16 protein-coding genes are annotated in these 18,746 nt (G+C 43.0%); 12 read left to right on the top strand and 4 right to left on the bottom strand.

The genetic code is table 11. The features are described from left to right. The first annotated feature begins 130 nt into the window (after positions 1 to 130). Positions 131 to 997, top strand: a complete 867-nt coding sequence (gene nadC / locus NIES1031_RS14835; RefSeq protein ID WP_073550303.1) for a carboxylating nicotinate-nucleotide diphosphorylase — start codon at positions 131 to 133, stop codon at positions 995 to 997. A 57-nt stretch (positions 998 to 1,054) separates the two neighbouring features. Then, a complete protein-coding gene (gene argS / locus NIES1031_RS14830; RefSeq protein WP_073550302.1) occupies positions 1,055 to 2,812 on the top strand; it encodes an arginine--tRNA ligase in 1,758 nt (585 codons plus the stop codon). A 68-nt stretch (positions 2,813 to 2,880) separates the two neighbouring features. Here the strand turns inward: argS and NIES1031_RS14825 are convergent, their stop codons facing one another. Beyond that, positions 2,881 to 4,050 (bottom strand): cysteine desulfurase family protein, encoded by a 1,170-nt coding sequence (locus NIES1031_RS14825; protein WP_073550301.1) that lies wholly within the window; start codon positions 4,048 to 4,050, stop codon positions 2,881 to 2,883. A gap of 131 nt (positions 4,051 to 4,181) precedes the next feature. Here NIES1031_RS14825 and NIES1031_RS14820 point away from each other — a divergent pair, with 131 nt between their 5' ends. The 3 genes from NIES1031_RS14820 (at position 4,182) to NIES1031_RS14810 (ending at position 7,747) form a co-directional block, all read left to right on the top strand. Continuing rightward, positions 4,182 to 5,795 (top strand): DUF655 domain-containing protein, encoded by a 1,614-nt coding sequence (locus NIES1031_RS14820; RefSeq protein WP_178378149.1) that lies wholly within the window; start codon positions 4,182 to 4,184, stop codon positions 5,793 to 5,795. A 50-nt stretch (positions 5,796 to 5,845) separates the two neighbouring features. Further along, positions 5,846 to 7,033, top strand: coding sequence for an NAD(P)/FAD-dependent oxidoreductase (locus NIES1031_RS14815; RefSeq protein ID WP_073550300.1), 1,188 nt, complete (start codon positions 5,846 to 5,848; stop codon positions 7,031 to 7,033). 66 nt (positions 7,034 to 7,099) lie between these two features. Next, positions 7,100 to 7,747 carry an HAD-IA family hydrolase gene (locus tag NIES1031_RS14810; RefSeq protein WP_073550316.1) on the top strand — a complete coding sequence of 216 codons (648 nt, stop codon included), beginning with the start codon at positions 7,100 to 7,102 and terminating at the stop codon, positions 7,745 to 7,747. Between the two features lie 219 nt (positions 7,748 to 7,966). On the opposite strand, the gene NIES1031_RS14805 is transcribed toward NIES1031_RS14810, so the two are convergent. Both NIES1031_RS14805 and sufR read right to left on the bottom strand, forming a co-directional pair. Then, a complete protein-coding gene (locus NIES1031_RS14805; protein ID WP_073550299.1) occupies positions 7,967 to 8,221 on the bottom strand; it encodes a hypothetical protein in 255 nt (84 codons plus the stop codon). Positions 8,222 to 8,309: 88 nt separating this feature from the next. Beyond that, entirely contained in the window at positions 8,310 to 9,005 is a 696-nt protein-coding gene (gene sufR, locus NIES1031_RS14800) for an iron-sulfur cluster biosynthesis transcriptional regulator SufR (protein WP_073550298.1), read from the bottom strand. A gap of 209 nt (positions 9,006 to 9,214) precedes the next feature. On the opposite strand from sufR, the gene sufB reads away from it, so the two are divergent. From sufB to NIES1031_RS14780, 4 genes are read left to right on the top strand one after another with little or no spacing between them, the layout of a single operon-like run. Further along, positions 9,215 to 10,651, top strand: a complete 1,437-nt coding sequence (sufB, locus tag NIES1031_RS14795) for a Fe-S cluster assembly protein SufB (RefSeq protein ID WP_073550297.1) — start codon at positions 9,215 to 9,217, stop codon at positions 10,649 to 10,651. A gap of 57 nt (positions 10,652 to 10,708) precedes the next feature. Then, positions 10,709 to 11,500, top strand: a complete 792-nt coding sequence (sufC, locus tag NIES1031_RS14790; protein WP_073550296.1) for a Fe-S cluster assembly ATPase SufC — start codon at positions 10,709 to 10,711, stop codon at positions 11,498 to 11,500. Then, a complete protein-coding gene (gene sufD / locus NIES1031_RS14785; RefSeq protein ID WP_073550295.1) occupies positions 11,497 to 12,879 on the top strand; it encodes a Fe-S cluster assembly protein SufD in 1,383 nt (460 codons plus the stop codon). Before sufC ends, sufD begins: the two co-directional genes overlap by 4 nt. A gap of 53 nt (positions 12,880 to 12,932) precedes the next feature. After that, positions 12,933 to 14,192 (top strand): SufS family cysteine desulfurase, encoded by a 1,260-nt coding sequence (locus NIES1031_RS14780; protein WP_073550294.1) that lies wholly within the window; start codon positions 12,933 to 12,935, stop codon positions 14,190 to 14,192. 61 nt (positions 14,193 to 14,253) lie between these two features. Here NIES1031_RS14780 and NIES1031_RS23865 read toward each other — a convergent pair whose 3' ends face one another. Then, on the bottom strand, positions 14,254 to 14,568 hold the full coding sequence (locus NIES1031_RS23865) for a hypothetical protein (RefSeq protein ID WP_143167786.1): 315 nt from the start codon (positions 14,566 to 14,568) through the stop codon (positions 14,254 to 14,256). A 576-nt stretch (positions 14,569 to 15,144) separates the two neighbouring features. On the opposite strand from NIES1031_RS23865, the gene NIES1031_RS14775 reads away from it, so the two are divergent. From NIES1031_RS14775 to NIES1031_RS14760, 3 genes are all read left to right on the top strand, one after another. Next, positions 15,145 to 15,618, top strand: coding sequence for a TspO/MBR family protein (locus NIES1031_RS14775; RefSeq protein ID WP_073550293.1), 474 nt, complete (start codon positions 15,145 to 15,147; stop codon positions 15,616 to 15,618). A gap of 238 nt (positions 15,619 to 15,856) precedes the next feature. After that, positions 15,857 to 17,581 carry a calcium-binding protein gene (locus NIES1031_RS14765; protein WP_407919502.1) on the top strand — a complete coding sequence of 575 codons (1,725 nt, stop codon included), beginning with the start codon at positions 15,857 to 15,859 and terminating at the stop codon, positions 17,579 to 17,581. Positions 17,582 to 17,730: 149 nt separating this feature from the next. Then, positions 17,731 to 18,741, top strand: coding sequence for a glycosyltransferase family 2 protein (locus NIES1031_RS14760; protein WP_073550290.1), 1,011 nt, complete (start codon positions 17,731 to 17,733; stop codon positions 18,739 to 18,741). Positions 18,742 to 18,746: the final 5 nt, after the last annotated feature.

The following is an 18,746-nucleotide window of genomic DNA, read 5'->3' as shown; positions in this document are numbered from 1 at the left end:
CGGCGCTTTACTAATATATCTAACCCCAATCTGAATTGTCAAGTCAATTGGGAAAAATCTTGAAAAGCTTGCTAGGCGGTAGTTTTGAGATAAATTGACTAGAGAAAAGGTAAATTAGAAAGCATTAGTTATGAAAAATTTGGCTGTCTTACCGCCTCTTTTAATTTTAGATCCCATGCTTCGTGCTTGGTTAATCGAGGATATTGGGCGAGGCGATCGCACAACGCAAGGTTTATTGTCAGCAGAAAATCCGTGGGTAAGCGCACAGTGGATAGCAAAAGCCCCAGGAGTGATTGCCGGATTACCAGTTGCAGCCAGAGTATTTCAGCTTTTGTCTGAGCAAACTCGTTTTATAACTACTGTTGATGAAGGGCAATCGTGTCAGCCAGGACAAGTAGTCGCACAAATAGAAGGTTCACTAGAAGCACTGCTGACAGGAGAACGAGTCGCGTTAAATTTAGCTATGCGCTTGAGTGGGATTGCAACTTCGACACGAAAGTATGTAGAGAAACTTGCTGAACTTCCTACACAGTTGGTTGATACGCGCAAAACAACGCCAGGATTAAGGTTGCTTGAGAAGTATGCAACGCAAGTAGGCGGTGCGAAAAACCACCGCATGGGTTTAGATGATGCAGTCATGATTAAAGATAACCATATTGCTGCTGCTGGAGGAATTGGAAATGCGATCACCCACGTTCGCGACCAAATGCCTTATCCTTTGACGATAGAAGTGGAAACAGAAACAATTGAACAAGTGCAAGAAGCTTTACAGCATCAAGCGGACATTATCATGCTTGACAATATGCCTGTAGAAGTGATGTGTCAAGCAGTTAAACTGATTCGTCAGTATAATAAACGAATAAAAATAGAAGCCTCAGGTAACATTACGTTGGACACAATTTATCAAGTCGCTGCTACTGGAGTTGATTATGTTTCGACAAGTGCTCCAGTGACGCACTCTTCGTGGCTTGATTTAAGTATGAAAATTAAAGGCTAGAGGTTGTAGTATGGAACTTCTTAACTGCTGTAATGTCTCTTCTCAAGCCTTAACTTTATGATTGCGACACTGGAACAATTAAAACATCGATTTACACAAGCCTTGGTTGCTGCTTTTGGCAATGATTTGGCTGAGGTAGACCCAATACTTGTACCTGCAAGTAATCCTAAATTTGGCGATTATCAATCTAATGTTGCTTTATCGCTGAGTAAAAAATTAAAACAGCCAGCACGCGCGATCGCTGAACAGATTGTAGAAAAATTACATGTAACTGATATCTGTGAACCACCGAGTGTTGCCGGTCCTGGCTTTATAAATTTATTGCTAAAGACAGAATATATAGAAGCACAACTGCGTTCAATTCAGACAGATCCTAGATTAGGTGTTGCACTAGCTAAAACTCCCAAACGGGTAATTGTTGACTTCTCAAGCCCGAATATTGCCAAGGAAATGCACGTAGGACACTTGCGTTCTACGATTATTGGAGATTGTATTGCACGAATCTTAGAATTTCGCGGTCACGATGTTTTGCGGCTAAATCATGTTGGCGATTGGGGTACGCAGTTTGGCATGCTAATCGCTTACCTACGTGAAGCTTACCCTGATGCATTGACAACGGCTAATGCGTTAGAACTTGGAGATTTAGTGACTTTTTACCGCAAAGCTAAACAAAGGTTTGACGAAGACGAGACATTTAGGGAAACAGCACGACAAGAAGTTGTTAAACTGCAAGCAGGAGTAGCAGATACTCAGAAGGCTTGGAAATTGCTATGCGAACAGTCGCGGCGGGAATTTCAGGTTATCTACGACTTACTCGATATTCATTTAATCGAGCGCGGAGAATCTTTTTATAATCCATTATTATCAGCAGTTGTAGAAGATTTAGACCGTCAAGGCTTGCTTGTAGAAGACGCAGGAGCAAAATGCGTCTTCTTGGAAGGCTTTACTAATAAAGAAGGAGAACCGCTGCCGTTGATTGTGCAGAAATCGGATGGTGGTTACAATTATGCTACGACAGATCTAGCTGCACTACGTTACCGAATCAAACAAGATCAGGCAGAACGGTTAATCTATGTTACAGATGCTGGACAAGCAAGTCACTTTGCACAAGTATTTCAAGTAGCAAGACGAGCAGGTTGGATTCCAGAGAACGTGGAAATTGTTCATGTTCCCTTTGGGTTAGTTTTGGGAGAAGATGGAAAGAAACTTAAAACACGCTCTGGAGAGACTATCCGATTGCGGGATTTACTTGATGAAGCGATCGCGCGATCGCGTGCTGATTTAGAATCTCGACTGCAAGCAGAAGGTCGGACGGAGACAGAAGAATTTAAAGCCCAAGTCGCTCAAACTGTTGGTATCAGTGCAGTTAAATACGCCGATCTGAGTCAAAATCGGACGAGCAATTATATCTTTAGTTACGATAAGATGCTGGCTTTGCAGGGTAATACAGCACCTTATATGCTGTATGCTTATGTGCGGATTCAAGGAATTAGTCGTAGAGGACGGATAAACTTTGAGCAACTAGGGTCAGAAACACAACTTTCCTTACAGGAACCAACAGAGTTTACGCTAGCAAAGCACTTATTACAACTGGGTGAAATCCTCAGCGATGTTGAGCAAGATTTAATGCCAAATCGTTTGTGTCAGTACTTGTTTGAACTCAGTCAGAAGTTTAATCAATTTTACGACCAGTGCCCAGTTTTACAAGCAGAAGAACCGATACGTACATCTCGGTTACAGATGTGCGATTTAACTGCGCGATCGCTGCGACTTGGTTTATCTTTACTTGGTATATCGGTTATTGAGAGGATGTGATGAGATGCCTTCCACTTTCTTCGGGGCTACATAAACAAAGTATGCCTTCGCACTTGAGTGCTAAATTATTACGAGCAACTTGCACAGGTTAATTTAGGTATTAATCGGTGTAAGACTTGTTTTAGGACTATTGCTGTCCAATCGATATCGGCTGTGGTTGTGTCTCGTCCTAGAGTCAAACGAATTGCGCCTAGTGCTTGTTGGGGAGTATAACCCATTGCAGAAAGAATTGGGCTTGGGGAAAGCTTACCACTTTGACAAGCGGAACCGGAACTGATGGCAATGCCTGCTAGATTAAGTTGGCGGACAATTGTTTTACCTGTGATGTTGTTTTCATCGGTATATGCAAGGCAGAAACTCACATGATGTGGAAGACGCGAAGTCTGATCGCCTGTAGGAATTAAATAAGGTGTATTGCTGAGTAGATCGAAAAGGCGATCGCGTAGTTGAATTAAACGAGGTGTTTCTAAAGTCATCTCTTGCGCAGCGAGTTCCGCAGCTACACCAAATCCGGCAATGATTGGTACGCTTTCTGTGCCAGAACGTCGGCGTGATTCTTGTCCGCCACCAAGTAGTAATGGTACTATTTCGATGCCAGGACGTACATAAAGCGCTCCCGTACCCTGAGGTCCATAGATTTTATGACTAGAAAGCGACAGTAAATCAATAGGAAGTTGTTGTACGTCAATGGGTAATCTTCCCGCAACTTGCACGGCGTCTGTGTGAAATAAAGCACCATGCATATGCGCGATTCTACATAGAGACTCAATTGGCTGTAATGTTCCTACTTCACTTTGTCCGTAGATGATCGAAACTAAAACTGTATTGCTGCGTAATGCTGCTTTTAATTCCAGTGGATTGACTCTTCCTTGCGTGTCTACTGGTAGGCGAGTAACTTGCCAACCCCATTGCTCGAGTAGTTTAACTGGTTCAGTGATTGCAGGATGTTCTACTTGCGAAATAATAATGTGCTGTGGTTGCGAGTACTGACGCGCAATTCCCATAATTGCTAAGTTATCGGCTTCTGTACCCCCAGAAGTAAAAATGATCGACTCTGCTGGTGCATTGATTAAGCTAGCAACCTGCATTCGCGCTTGTTCCAATACTGTTGCAGCACGTCCACCCCACTCATGTAGGCTAGAGGGATTACCCCAATATTGTGTCAAAACTGCCTGCATGACGGCAATCGCTTCAGGGCGTGGTGGTGTTGTCGCACTGTAATCTAGATAAATTTGCATAGTGTCAAGCTCTCAATCGTTCAGCGACTGGCTAGCTGAGGTTGCTTCTTTCAGGATATCGCTTGAGTGGTTGTGCGATCGCACATCTTTGATGGGAAAAATCGATACAGCCATGATTGCCAAATTCTTCCGTGCCTGTTCTACTATCTGCTACTGTAAGTCGCCTGTTAATTCTACTGTCGCTGAGTTTAACCGCGTGTCGCTCAGTACAGTCGCAACAAAAACCAAAACTTCTACCACAAGATCCTTTCGTTGAGGTGTATTTTAATCATAGAGAATCGGCAGAATATCAAGAACCTTATCGCCAGCAAAAACGACAGGGCGATGATTTAGAGGAAAAAATCGTTGCGGCGATCGCTGCGGCGCAATCTACCATTGACATTGCAATTCAAGAACTACGTTTACCTAAAATTGCGCAAGCTTTAGTCGAACGCCACAATACTGGGGTAAAAGTTAGAGTTGTTTTGGAAAATAACTATAGCCGTCCGTGGAGTAGCCTTAGCGCCGCAGAAGTAGAGAAGTTACCACAACGCGATCGCGATCGCTACCAAGAATTTCAGGCGTTAGTAGATCGCAACCGAGATGGCAAAATGACTCCTGATGAAATTAATCAAGGTGATGCTTTAGTCATACTCAACCAAGCACGAGTTCCTTGGATTGACGATACGGCGGATGGTTCAGCAGGTAGCGGCTTGATGCATCACAAATTTGTTGTTGTTGATCAACGGACTGTAATTGTAACGTCTGCAAACTTTACGACAAGTGATGTTCATGGCGATTTTGGTTTTCCTAGCAGTATTGGTAATGCGAATAATCTTTTGAAAATTGATAGCCCAGAACTCGCCAAGCTATTTATTGAAGAATTTGATTTAATGTGGGGTGATGGTCCTGGTGGTCAACTCGATAGCCAATTTGGTTTAAAAAAGCCGCTGCGATCGCCGCAGCACGTTCAAGTTGGTAACACGTATATTTCTGTACAGTTTTCGCCAACATCGCCTACTATTCCTTGGAACCGCAGCACTAATGGTTTAATTGGTCAAGTACTTAGTACAGCCACAAGTTCTGTAGATTTAGCTTTATTCGTTTTTTCTGAACAACGATTAGCGAATATTTTAGAGAATTCACACCAACAAAGTGTCAAAATTCGAGCGTTAATTGATCCAAGTTTTGCTTTCCGTACCTACAGTGAAGCACTAGACATGATGGGAGTAGCATTGAGCGACAATTGTCAGTATGAACAAAATAATCGTCCTTGGCAAAAGGCGATCGCAACTGTTGGAACACTGCAACTCTCGCAAGGTGATTCGTTACATCACAAGTTTGGTGTTGTAGACAAACGAATTATCATTACAGGTTCGCATAATTGGTCAGCCGCAGCGAATGAAAAAAATGATGAAACGTTGTTAATCTTACACAACTCTACCGTTGCAGCGCATTACGTGCAAGAATTTGAGCGACTTTATGCAACGGCGCAATTGGGTGTACCAGTCCATGTGCAAAGAAAAATTAAAGAACAACAGCAACAGTGCGCGCATCACGCGACTGCTGTGGTTGACACAAAAGTTAATCTCAATACAGCTAGCTTAGAAGAATTAATGGCGTTACCTGGTGTTGGTGAAAAACTAGCACAGCGCATTATCACCGCACGTCAAGAAAAACCTTTTACATCTCTCGCCGATTTGGAACGCGTATCAGGAATTGGCAAGAAGCTAGTGACTCAGTTAAGCGATCACGTGACTTGGTAATTCGCTTGCTATCCTGAAAGAAGCCCTGCTGCTTATGCTTGACTAAACTTATGACCCAGCAACCTGCACGAATTTGTATCCTCGGTGGTGGTTTTGGTGGTCTTTACACTGCCTTAAGATTGTCACAACTACCCTGGAAGTCGCAAAAACCAGAAATTGTACTTGTCGATCAAAGCGATCGCTTCTTATTCTCACCGCTACTTTATGAACTCCTCACAGGTGAACTACAAACTTGGGAAATAGCACCACCCTTCTCAGAAATTTTAGCAGGCACGGGTGTGTGCTTTTATCAAGGAAGTGTTACAGAAATTAATATTGATGACCAACGCGTTCATCTGCAAGAAGGTGCAGACATTCCTTATGATCGCCTCGTTTTGGCGTTGGGTGGTGAAACTCCGCTGGATATGGTTCCTGGCGCAGCATCGTATGCTTTTTCGTTCCGAACAATTGAGAATGCATATCGCTTGGACGCTAGACTAAGACGGTTAGAAGAATCTCCCGTCGATAAAATCCGTGTAGCAATTGTGGGAGGAGGTTATTGCGGTGTTGAGTTGGCGTGCAAATTAGCAGATCGCCTAGAAAACCGCGCGCGCATTCGATTAATTGAAATGACAGATCAAATCTTGCGAACCTCGCCAGAACATAATCGAGTCGCTGCGAATAAAGCACTAGAGGCGCGAGGGGTTTGGATAGATTTAGAAACTAGCGTCCAAGAAGTTAAACCACAAGCGATCGCACTCGAATACAAAAATCAAGTTGATACGATTCCTGTCGATATCGTGATTTGGACAGTAGGGACGCGCGTTGCACCTGTAGTGCGATCGCTTCCACTCAAGCAAAATCAGCGCGGTCAACTAACAACAACATCTACTTTACAAGTTATCGACCATCCCGAAATCTTTGCTTTGGGCGACTTAGCTGACTGTCGCGATGTAGAAGGACAACAAGTCCCCGCAACCGCGCAAGCAGCGTTTCAACAAGCTGACTATGCGGGTTGGAACGTTTGGGCTTCGTTGACACAACGTCCTTTACTTCCCTTTTGCTATCAACATTTAGGCGAAATGATGACGCTGGGAACCGACAATGCAACGTTTACGGGATTAGGAATTCAGCTTGATGGTCCTTTAGCTTATGTCGCTCGTCGCTTAGCATATCTTTATCGTATGCCGACTTTAGGTCACAAACTTAAGGTAGGAATTAATTGGATAACTAGCCCGCTGACCGAGTTGGCTAAATAATTTCAATAGTAACGATTAGCAGAGTATGATTAGAGATCGCCGTAGGCTAACAACTAACAACAAATGATGCAAAAACCAAAAATCATTTTTCTTGATGCAGTTGGTACGCTTTTCGGCGTCAAAGGTAGCGTCGGTCAAGTTTATGGCGAGGTAGCACAAAAATTTGGAATCTATATTTCAGCGAAAACATTAAATCAAGCCTTTCTGCAAAGTTTCCAAGCAGCACCGCCACCAGTTTTTCCAGAAATGGAACCTGATGAGATTGCTAGCTGTGAATTTCATTGGTGGAAATCAGTTGCACAGCAAACGTTTCAGCAAGTCGGTGTTCTCAATCAATTTACCGATTTTTCAGCTTTCTTTGCCGAGTTGTATCAATATTTTGCCACGGCTGAGCCTTGGTATGTATATCCTGATGTTTTTCCTGCGTTAGAACAATGGCAACAGCGAGAAATTGAGTTAGGAATAATATCAAATTTCGATTCTCGGCTCTATTTAGTTTTAGCAGAACTTGGGTTAGAACAGTTTTTTGCGTCAATTACGATTTCTACTGAAGCAGGCGCGGCGAAACCTGATAAAGAAATTTTTATGACAGCTTTAGCGAAGCATCAATGCGATCCTGAATTAGCTTGGCACATTGGTGATAGTTGGACAGAAGATTATCACGGTGCAACTGCGGCTGGGCTGCGAGCATTTATTGTTGATAGGAAGGAATGATCGTTGGATTTGCTGTATGCATTGTAGACGCCTTCCGACTGAAGTCGAGGCTACTGAAACAAAGTGTGATGAGCGCACACTAACTCTGTGGGTCGTAGCAATTGAGGAGAGTATAGAAGCTTAGAAACAATGTCTTGTAAAGTTTGTGATGCAGAAGAAATCTCTACACGGGGGTTTCTGTTACATCTTGTAGCTTTTAAATCTGACCTCTGTTATGGTTTACCACTTGAGGTATGCAGATTCATTACCTTGTTCTCGCCGCACTTTTCCATCTTTCTCGAACCAATCAATAATTTGCTGAGTTGTTAAGTCTTCTACTGCTACGTTGTAATCTTGGGCAATATGCTTCAATAGCTTCCAAGAAGAAATCGTTAATCTAGTCAGAAATTTTTCTGAAGAAGATAGCAATGCGGCATCGACCTTGGCTGATTCTTCTAAAGTCAAAAATTGGATTGATGGCTGTTGTGCGTTCATTGCAAAAGTCAGAGTTCAATTGCGAGTTGTATAGCAGAGATTAAAGTTTATATCGCTTTAGTTGATTGTAGAAAGATTGATATAAACCTCACTTTGATTTGCTGGTTGGCTTTTTCGCTTGTACCAAGTAACCACAACGATGTTCGCCATTAATAATCCAATGCGTGCGCTCAACTATACAGTCTGGTAAAACGGCTGCGAACATTTCGAGTTCGTGACTGCATACGCTAGGAAATGACTCAGCAACATTAGAAATAGCACAGTTATGCTCGGTAACGATAAAGCGATCGCCCTTTTCTCTAGTATCCTCTGAGTCAACCGGATACCATTCCGCCATGAAACCTTCGGCTTTGCGAAACTCGACTAATTTGGCAACGCGTTCTTCTAAAGAACCATGACCTAAGCGATCATGATATTCAATTGCTTTGCGTTCCCACTGTTTGCGTAAAATCGAACTCATCTGCTCGCGCCCTACAGTTTCCGCTAAAGTATCGAGTAGCGAAACAGCAAAATCGCCGTAACTGTCTGCATCAGTTGAATGACGACGTAGGCGATCGCGTCCTAAGGAACTTAGTTGATAAATGTGCTGCGGGCGTCCCATTCCTACTTGTGCGGCTGAGTATTGAATGAGATCCTCGGCTTCTAGATCTTTGAGATGACGACGAATTGCTTGGGGACTGACTTCTAACTGCGTAGCAAGTTCTTGGGCTGTTGCCTGACCCTGTTTAAGTAGATAATGCAGAATGTCCTGCTTTGTGGAAGGCTGCTGCTGCGTAATCGCCATCTTCTTACCAAAGTTTTTAGGTGAAAAATTTACTTTGACAACATACCTGTTGTTAATGTAGCGTAAAATGGAGATATATTAAACAACATAGTTGTTGTTTTAGTTGATTTCATTGTAACAGCAGTTAAGTTAAAAACGTCAAAAGCAGATTTTACCCCGTCTTCGAGCTTTAAAGAGATTCTATTGCAGCACACGAGAGAACACCAACCATGAGTGCCACTGTCAAAACCCTAGTCAATCAGCCCTACAAATACGGATTCGTCACTGACATTGAAGCAGATACAATTCCGCGTGGACTGAATGAAGATGTCATACGGCTGATCTCTGCTAAGAAAGAAGAGCCAGAGTTTATGCTAGAGTTCCGTCTCAAAGCTTTTCGTCAGTGGCAGAAAATGACCGAACCGACTTGGTCTAATGTCAAGTATCCGCCCATTGACTACCAAGATATTATTTACTACTCCGCACCAAAAAAGAAACCCAAGCTCAATAGCATTGAAGAAGTCGATCCCGCACTTTTAGAAACTTTCGAGAAATTGGGTATTCCCTTATCCGAACAAAAGCGGCTTTCTAATGTCGCAGTCGATGCTATTTTTGATAGCGTTTCAGTCGCCACAACGTTTAAAGAAAAGCTAGCGAAAGAAGGCGTGATCTTCTGTTCGATCTCCGAAGCGCTACGCGAGTACCCTGAACTCGTTCAAAAATATCTTGGTAGCGTTGTCCCTGTTGCAGATAACTACTTTGCAGCCTTAAACAGTGCGGTGTTTAGTGATGGTTCCTTCGTCTACGTTCCTAAAAACATTAAATGTCCAATGGAACTATCGACCTACTTCCGCATTAATAGTGGCGATACGGGACAATTTGAACGAACGCTGATCGTTGCTGAAGAAGGTAGCTACGTTTCTTACCTCGAAGGCTGTACTGCGCCGATGTACGATACGAACCAACTACACGCAGCAGTCGTCGAATTAGTCGCCTTAGACAACGCAGAAATTAAATACTCTACTGTACAAAATTGGTACGCTGGAGATGAAAATGGTAAGGGTGGAATCTACAACTTCGTAACGAAGCGCGGTTTGTGTCAAGGAGTCAACTCTAAGATTTCCTGGACGCAAGTTGAAACAGGTTCCGCAATTACTTGGAAATATCCTAGCTGTGTATTAGTCGGCGATAACTCGGTAGGCGAGTTTTACTCAGTTGCACTAACTAATAATATGCAGCAAGCTGATACGGGAACAAAGATGGTACACGTCGGCAAAAATACGCGTAGCACGATTGTTTCTAAAGGAATTTCTGCGGGACGTTCCTCGAATAGCTATCGTGGTTTAGTCAAAGTCAGCCCGAACGCGAAAGGCGCAAGAAATTATTCGCAGTGCGACTCAATGCTGATTGGGGATAATGCTCATGCAAATACTTTCCCTTACATTCAAGTGCAAAACAACACTGCAAAAGTAGAACACGAAGCTTCTACTTCTAAGATTGGTGAAGAACAGCTATTTTATTTTACGCAGCGCGGTATTTCGGCTGAAGATGCTGTCTCGATGATGATCAGCGGTTTCTGTAAAGATGTCTTCAATCAGTTACCGATGGAATTTGCGGTAGAAGCAGATCGCTTGTTGAGTTTGAAGCTTGAAGGTAGTGTAGGCTAACGCGGGGATAGGCATCTTGCCTGTCCTGCTAAAATAAATGACGCTAAAGAAAGAAACATGATTGTAGAAAATAGTGAAATTGTGCTGTCGGTGCGGGATTTGACAGCAGAAGTTGACGGAAACCCAATTCTTAAAGGTGTCAACCTGGAAATTAAAGCAGGTGAAATCCATGCCATTATGGGACCTAATGGTTCTGGAAAAAGCACATTTTCCAAAGTGTTAGCAGGACATCCAGCATACGAAGTGACTGGCGGTGAAGTGTTCTTCCAGGGAAAAAACTTGTTAGAAATGGAACCAGAAAAACGCGCCCAAAGTGGTGTCTTTCTGGCATTTCAATATCCTTTAGAAATTCCTGGGGTGACGAACTTGGATTTTCTGCGGGTTGCTTACAACTCGCGCCGTAAAGCACAGGGTTTAGAAGAATTAGACGCTTTTGATTTTGATGAATTGATACAGGAAAAGTTAGACATTGTTAAGATGAATGCAACTTTTCTTGACCGTAGTGTCAACGAAGGTTTTTCGGGTGGCGAGAAGAAGCGGAACGAAATTCTCCAAATGGCACTTCTTGAACCCAAACTGGCGATTTTGGACGAAACCGACTCAGGACTAGATATTGACGCGCTCAAAATTGTCGCGAACGGGGTAAATCAATTAGCAACTCCCGATAATGCCATCCTCTTAATTACCCACTATCAGCGGTTACTCAATTACATCGTGCCAGACTTTGTACACGTGATGGCAGGTGGTCGAGTTGTAATGAGTGGTGGTAAAGAATTGGCACTCAAATTAGAGTCGCGTGGCTACGATTGGGTGCTAGAAGAGAATGCATCTGAGGTGGGAGCAAGATGAGTATTCAAGTCACTCCTAACCTGAATGAAGTTGGCGTTGTGTCTTCTAATAATGTTGATACGGGAATCTTAAGTGAGTTGTTAAGCCAAGCTCAAACACAAGCAATCGCCACTCAAGAATCAGAATCTTGGCTACAAGCAATCCGCGATCGCGCCACAGCAATTGTTCATCAGTCGAAATTCCCAACAACTCGCGATGAAGAGTGGCGATTTACAGATGTTTCACCGCTAAAGCAAGTTAAGTTTCAAGCAGCGCCGTCGGTAGTACCTGATTTAGCTGCATTTAAACCGCTGCTGTTACCAGAAGCCGATCGCAGTCGCTTAGTATTTGTCAACGGTATTTATGCACCTGAGTTATCAGCTGTTGTTCTACCCGATGACGTTGTCGCGAGTAACCTTGATCGCCTACCACCAGCGTATCGTTCGCGGTTAGAAAACTACTTAGCGCAAATTCCAGGGACAGAAGAAGTTTTTACCGCACTCAACACAGCGGCGATCGCGGATGTTGCTGTCGTATGGGTACCTAAAAATGTTGTTATAGAAACACCAATACATCTTTTATTCATCTCGACTGCAAGTGTCACACCCATCATTACTCAACCGCGTTGTCTTGTCGTCGCCGAAGCAGGTAGTAGCGTCACGCTAATTGAAGATTATTTCAATCAAATGACAAATTTAGAAGCGGAAGAAAGTGAAGCCGAAGTTGGCGAACCTGTTTACTTTACCAACGCTGTAACCGAAATTTGGCTCGAAGAAAACGCGCAAGTCAACCATACAAGAATCGAGCGCGATAGCCCAGAAGCATTTCATATTGGTAAAACTGCGATCGCCCAAGCACGCGATAGCCGCTACACCTGTAACGCAATTAATTTAGGCGCAAGACTGTCACGCCATAACTTAGACATTTTCCAAACAGGCGAACAAACTCAAACTACGCTCAACGGTTTAACTAAAATTACTGGAAATCAACTCACCGATACGCACAGCAACCTCGCACTCAATCATCCCTACGGTACAAGTCACCAACTGCATAAATGTATCGTTGGCGATCGCGCCCATGCCGTCTTCAACGGTAAAATATTCGTACCTAAACCCGCACAACAAACCGACGCCGCCCAACTCAACCGCAATTTACTCCTCTCACCCAAAGCCAGAGTAGACACCAAACCCCAACTCGAAATTACCGCTGATAACGTTAAATGCGCCCACGGCGCAACCGTGAGTCAACTCGATGACGAAGAAGTCTTCTACCTGCAAAGCCGAGGACTCAACGCCAACGAAGCCCGCAACCTCCTCATCAACGCCTTCGCCGCCGAAATCATCAACCAAATCCCTGTTTTCTCCCTGCAACAAACCCTAACCAAAACCATCAATCGCTAACAAAATCCTTCGTGCCCTTTGTGCCTTTGTGGTTCCATCACCTCCTTCCAACCATGACACTCACCAGAGAAAAAACCCTCGCCGACCGCGTCCGTAACGACTTTCCCATCCTCCACCAAGAAGTCAACGGCAAGCCCCTAGTTTACCTAGACAACGCCGCGACATCGCAAAAACCACTCCTCGTCCTCAACACACTCCGCGAATACTACGAGCAGTACAATTCCAACGTACATCGTGGAGTACATACCCTCAGCGCGAAAGCCACCGATGCTTACGAAGCCGCCCGCGATAAAGTCGCAGCTTTTGTCAACGCCGCCTCGCGCCAAGAAATTGTCTTCACGCGTAACGCCTCGGAAGCAATTAACTTAGTCGCCTATAGCTGGGGAAGCACTCTACAACCAGGAGACGAAATTATTCTCTCCGTGATGGAACACCACAGCAACTTAATTCCTTGGCAATTACTTGCACAACGCAGCGGCGCAGTACTTAAATTTGTTGAACTTACACCCGACGAAGAATTTGATTTAGAACACTTCAAATCACTGATCTGTGAAAAAACTAAACTCGTCGCGACAGTTCATGTCTCCAATACGTTAGGCTGTATCAATCCAGTTAAAGAAATTACAGCGATCGCGCATCAACACGGTGTCAAAGTATTAATTGATGCTTGCCAAAGCATACCGCATATGCCAATTGACGTGCAGCAGATCGACTGCGATTGGCTCGTTGCTTCTGGACATAAAATGTGCGCGCCGACCGGTATCGGATTCCTTTATGGGAAACTAGATTTACTCCGCTCAATGCCGCCATTTTTAGGTGGTGGTGAAATGATTGCGGATGTCTTTTTAGACCATGCTACTTACGCAGATCTACCAAATAAGTTTGAAGCAGGAACTCCAGCAATTGCCGAAGCGATCGCGCTGGGTGCAGCAGTAGACTATCTAAGTGCGATTGGTATGGAAAACATTTATGCGTACGAAGCTGAGTTAACAGCTTACTTGTGGGAACAACTCGGACAAATTCCCGAAATTCACACTTATGGTCCTAAACCCAAAGTAGCAGGTTTAGGTAGGGCGGCACTCGCTGCATTTACTGCGGGTGAGGTTCACCCACACGATCTATCGACTATTTTAGACCAAGCTGGTGTGGCAATTCGAGCCGGACATCATTGCACTCAACCGCTACATCGTCATCTCAGTGTCCAGTCTACCGCACGCGCAAGCTTATCTTTTTACAATACGCGTGCGGAAATTGATATTTTTATTACCGCATTACAAGAAGCGGTTGAATTCTTTGGCAGTATCTTTAGTTAATTTATTTGGGTGGGTAATGCTCACCCGATTCTAATCTATTGAACAATAAAAGGTTAAGCCCCTATCCTTGAATATTGTTTTTGCCAACAGCTTTCAACTCAGGGACAATATAAATTGCGATAGATAAAATAACGGTAAAAGCAGAAGATAATGTATCTGTAAATACACTGTTAGGAAGCAATTTGTGCAATGGATCAGCAGGGAGAACAATGTAGTCTAGTGCCAAATAAACAGCTATTCGCTTCCATGCAGAAAAGCTTAGATGTTTAACTAACTTCCAAGGTATAGCATCCTTAAATTTTCCACTCCAGTATGATACCAGAAATTTAATTCTTCGCTCAAGAATAGATTGGTAACACAATATATAAGATTGCATCGAAAAAAATATAGTAATTTGATTGCATTATAAAAAATATTTCTGTACCTCAGAATGCCATAGATAAATTAAAAAGCAACACTATGAAAATACGGAAATTGAACAGGGCGATCGCCGAGTAGAGTCAGTAGTTACCCACTCTACCCATGCTAACTAAGTATTCGCACTCAGTTGTATAGCTGTTTGCTTTACGGTAAAAAATGTTTCGATGAGTTGTTTGCCAAAATCTTGCACCTTTCGCACCAAAGCTTCTCCTGTGCTTTTTAGTGAACTAGCATTAAACGGTTGAAATTAGTGCAATGCTATGGATTACCGAGAACTCTGTGAAACAAGTGTTTAAACAAATGTTACGTAAACTCGATGTCATTGGTGGTACACTTGCAAAGCATTACCAAAAAGAATTCGGTTGACACCTAGCTCAGGTTGTTTAGCTGCTAATTTTTCGGCGGTCCTGGTGTCAAAAGTCTTATACTAATGTACTACGTAAACGCAACCTGCCTTAACAAATAATTCTGTACGTCAGGTGGCACAATCGCTAGATAATAGTGATGCAGCGTAGAGGAGCGAGGGCAGCACATGATTAGGTCTTGGATGGTAATTGGGGCTGTTGCTTTCCTTGTTGCGCTGGGTGCGAACTTGATAACGCGAGGCGATCGCCAGTGGTTTAGACGCTTGCGTCGTCCTGGCTGGTTGACATTTGAGCCATTAATTCCCATTATTTGGACAATTATTTTTATTTGCGGTGCTTGGTCAGCATACATTGTTTGGGAAAGCAATCCAGGTACAAACTTTACTTGGTTACTAATGGGCTTCTATTTATTACTAGAAATAGTTACGATTGCGTACACTCCAGTAATGTTTAAAACACGCAGCCTCAAGGTGGGCGCAATTATTGGTGGTACTGGTGCAATTATCGGTTTTTTATTAACTTTCACTGTATTGCCAATTTCTGGTTGGGCAGCACTTTTACTGGTACCTTATCTCCTTTGGAGTCCGATTGGTACTTATACAACCTGGGCAATGATGCGGCTCAATCCTGCGGATGTTTAGCTTTTTCTGCTACATACCTTCAAATAATTTAAATTTCGCCCGTTTTTTGCTAAATCTTTAATTTAGCTCATAATTTATCATTTTCATTACAGAAAGTTTATATTTTAAATAGTCCCTAACACCTTAATCTCAAAGTATCAACTTTGAGGCAAAAATCCCTTTAGCTTAACATCAATAGCTTCTACTTCTCTACAGAAGTTGTAGATAGACAATAGGAAATTTTTGTCAAGATTAAACCATATTTCTACTTAACATTCAGGCAGAAAAGTTATGGCAACTATATAATGGCACATCTGCTAACGATACACTTACTAGTACTCAGTTTGCAGATTCAATCTTTGGGTTTGCAGGCAATGATAGTCTTTTAGGATTGGGTGGGAATGACACGCTTAATGGTGGAATAGGCGATGACTATTTAGCAGGAGGTAGTGGTAACGATAATCTGTTTGGCGAAGCGAAAGATAACCCTGATATTTTTGTACCACGTGGCAACGACACACTTGATGGAGGAATAGGCAACGATGGTTTGAGTGGTGGTGATGGTAATGACGTTATGTATGGTGGAGTTGGAAATGATGGTTTAGGTGGCAATGATGGTAGCGATATTTTGTATGGTGGTGATGGAAATGACACGCTCAATGCTGGCACTACATATGTGGAATACAACTATTACCTAGGTGATTCCACTTCAGATTTTCTGTATGGTGGCGATGGTTACGATACATATATCGTAGGCGATCAATTTGATGATGAAATTATTGAAGCAGCTAATGCAGGAATAGATACCGTTATTGCCTATACCAACTACCAATTAACCGCAAACGTAGAAAACTTAATCTTACGCGGGAATCGCGCCACTACAGCAATAGGTAACAATCTGAACAACACTATTACAGGTAACTCTAATAGCAATACTCTAATCGGTGGTGGGGGCAACGACATTATCAACGTTGGTAATGATATCCCAACGTCCCTTGGAGAAGATATTCTATATGGCGGTGATGGCAACGACACTCTTTACTCATCTAGTTATAGTCGATTGTTTAATGGTAACTACTACTCTCAAGATGAAGACACTTTGTATGGGGGTAGTGGTGATGATGTTTTATACCCTGCTATTGGTTGCGTTGCGTATGGTGGTAGTGGTAACGATACATTATCTGGTGCTTTACAGAGTGGTAATGTAGGAGGTGTTGGCGACGATACTTATTTTGTTGGTCGAGAAATTGTTACAGCCTACGACCCTTTTAACGGAGTACCGTATGATGTTGTGATTACAGTAGGTATTACGGAGGAGGCAAACGCGGGCATAGATACTGTCTACGCTTCCTATGATTACACGCTGTTCAATAACTTTGAAAACCTAGTTCTGACGCATGATGCAACAATAGGCAATGGTAACAGTGTCAACAATACGCTTACCGGTAACAGCCTTAACAACGTCCTTGATGGAAAAGCAGGTAACGACACACTCATAGGACTAGCAGGTAATGATACTTTGATTGGTGGTGAGGGTAACGATATCCTTACTAGCAAACAAGGTAATGATAGATTAATTGGTGGTAAGGGTATCGACGAGCTTTACGGGGGTGCAGGCAATGATACTCTTAGCTTTAAACGCCTTGATGGTGGTGGTAGTACAGACACGTTAGCTGTCGATGGTAGTGGCGTTTTTGTTGACTTAACAACTTTACCAAATAACAGAATTCAAGGTATCGAGATAATTGACTTGACAGGTACTGGTAATAACAGCTTAAAACTGACTCGTTTAGACTTGTTGGATTTATCAAATACAACAAATCAACTCATCGTTAACGGTAATGCTGGTGATGCGGTAACTTCTACAAGACAAAGATGGTTGAGTGGCGGTACAACTACTCTTAATGGGATTTTGTACGATTGCTACACATCTGGTGCAGCGACGCTACTGGTAGACGCTGATATCACGCAGACAATTTCCTAAACTCACTCAGGAAGTATTTCCTTGAATTGTTATTAACTCTAGGACTCATTAGGTGGAGCTTGCTATACAATTTAGCTCCATCCGAGTTCTGCGAGTAGGTGCAGTCGTTTTATGCGCCTTTACTCAAGGAAAGCTGCACGCCATCGACAATGATGAAACTAATTATTCAAATTCCTTGTTATAACGAGGAACATACTTTAGGAACAACGCTAGCCAAATTACCGCGATCGCTACCTGGAATTGATTGTATTGAATGGTTGGTAATTGATGATGGCAGTCGCGATCGCACAGTTGAAGTCGCCAAAGCCTACGGTGTCGATCACATTGTTCGTTTTCCAATAAACCAAGGTTTAGCCAAGGCGTTTATGGCAGGGTTGGAAGCAAGTCTTAAGGCTGGGGCGGATATTATCGTTAATACCGATGCAGATAATCAATACTGCGCTGAGGATATTCCTACGCTCATCCAACCAATTTTATTACACCAAGCCGAAATTGTCGTTGGCGCTAGACCGATTTGGAAAACCAAGCAATTTTCGCTATCAAAAAAACTGTTGCAAAAATTAGGTAGTTGGGTTGTGAGAATCGCGAGTAATACTAAAATTCCTGATGCGCCGAGTGGTTTTCGGGCATTTAGCCGCGAAGCTGCATTACAACTCAATGTATTCAATAACTACACTTACACTCTAGAAACAATTATTCAAGCGGGGCAAAAAGGAATCGCGATCGCATCGGTACCAATTCACACTAACCCAGTGATGCGCCCGTCGCGATTAGTTAAAAGTACGCCAAGATACGTTGTGCGATCGCTTTTTACTATCCTGCGCATTTTCATTATCTACAAACCGCTACGCTTCTTTCTGTTCTTAGGCACCTTGCCGTTTAGTATTGGGGTATTATTAGGATTCCGTTGGTTATTTTTCTTCTTTTTTGAAACTACTACACGCACGCGCGTACCAAGTTTAATTCTGGCTGCAATTTTAATTTTAATTGGCTTTCAATTGTGGATGTTTGGTTTAGTTGCTGATTTAATGGCAGCAAATCGCCGTCTAATCGAAGAGGTGCAATTACGAATGCGGCGGGTAGACACAGATGCAGTAAAGCGAACTGTCAAAGATGTCTCACCTGTCAAGCAAGGAAGCAATGTTCACCTTGAACTTTAAAATCT

It is taken from the genome of Chroogloeocystis siderophila 5.2 s.c.1 (genome assembly GCF_001904655.1).
Taxonomy (GTDB): domain Bacteria; phylum Cyanobacteriota; class Cyanobacteriia; order Cyanobacteriales; family Chroococcidiopsidaceae; genus Chroogloeocystis; species Chroogloeocystis siderophila.
Note: the sequence above shows the minus strand (reverse complement) of the source record. Positions and strands in the feature narration are given on the sequence as shown.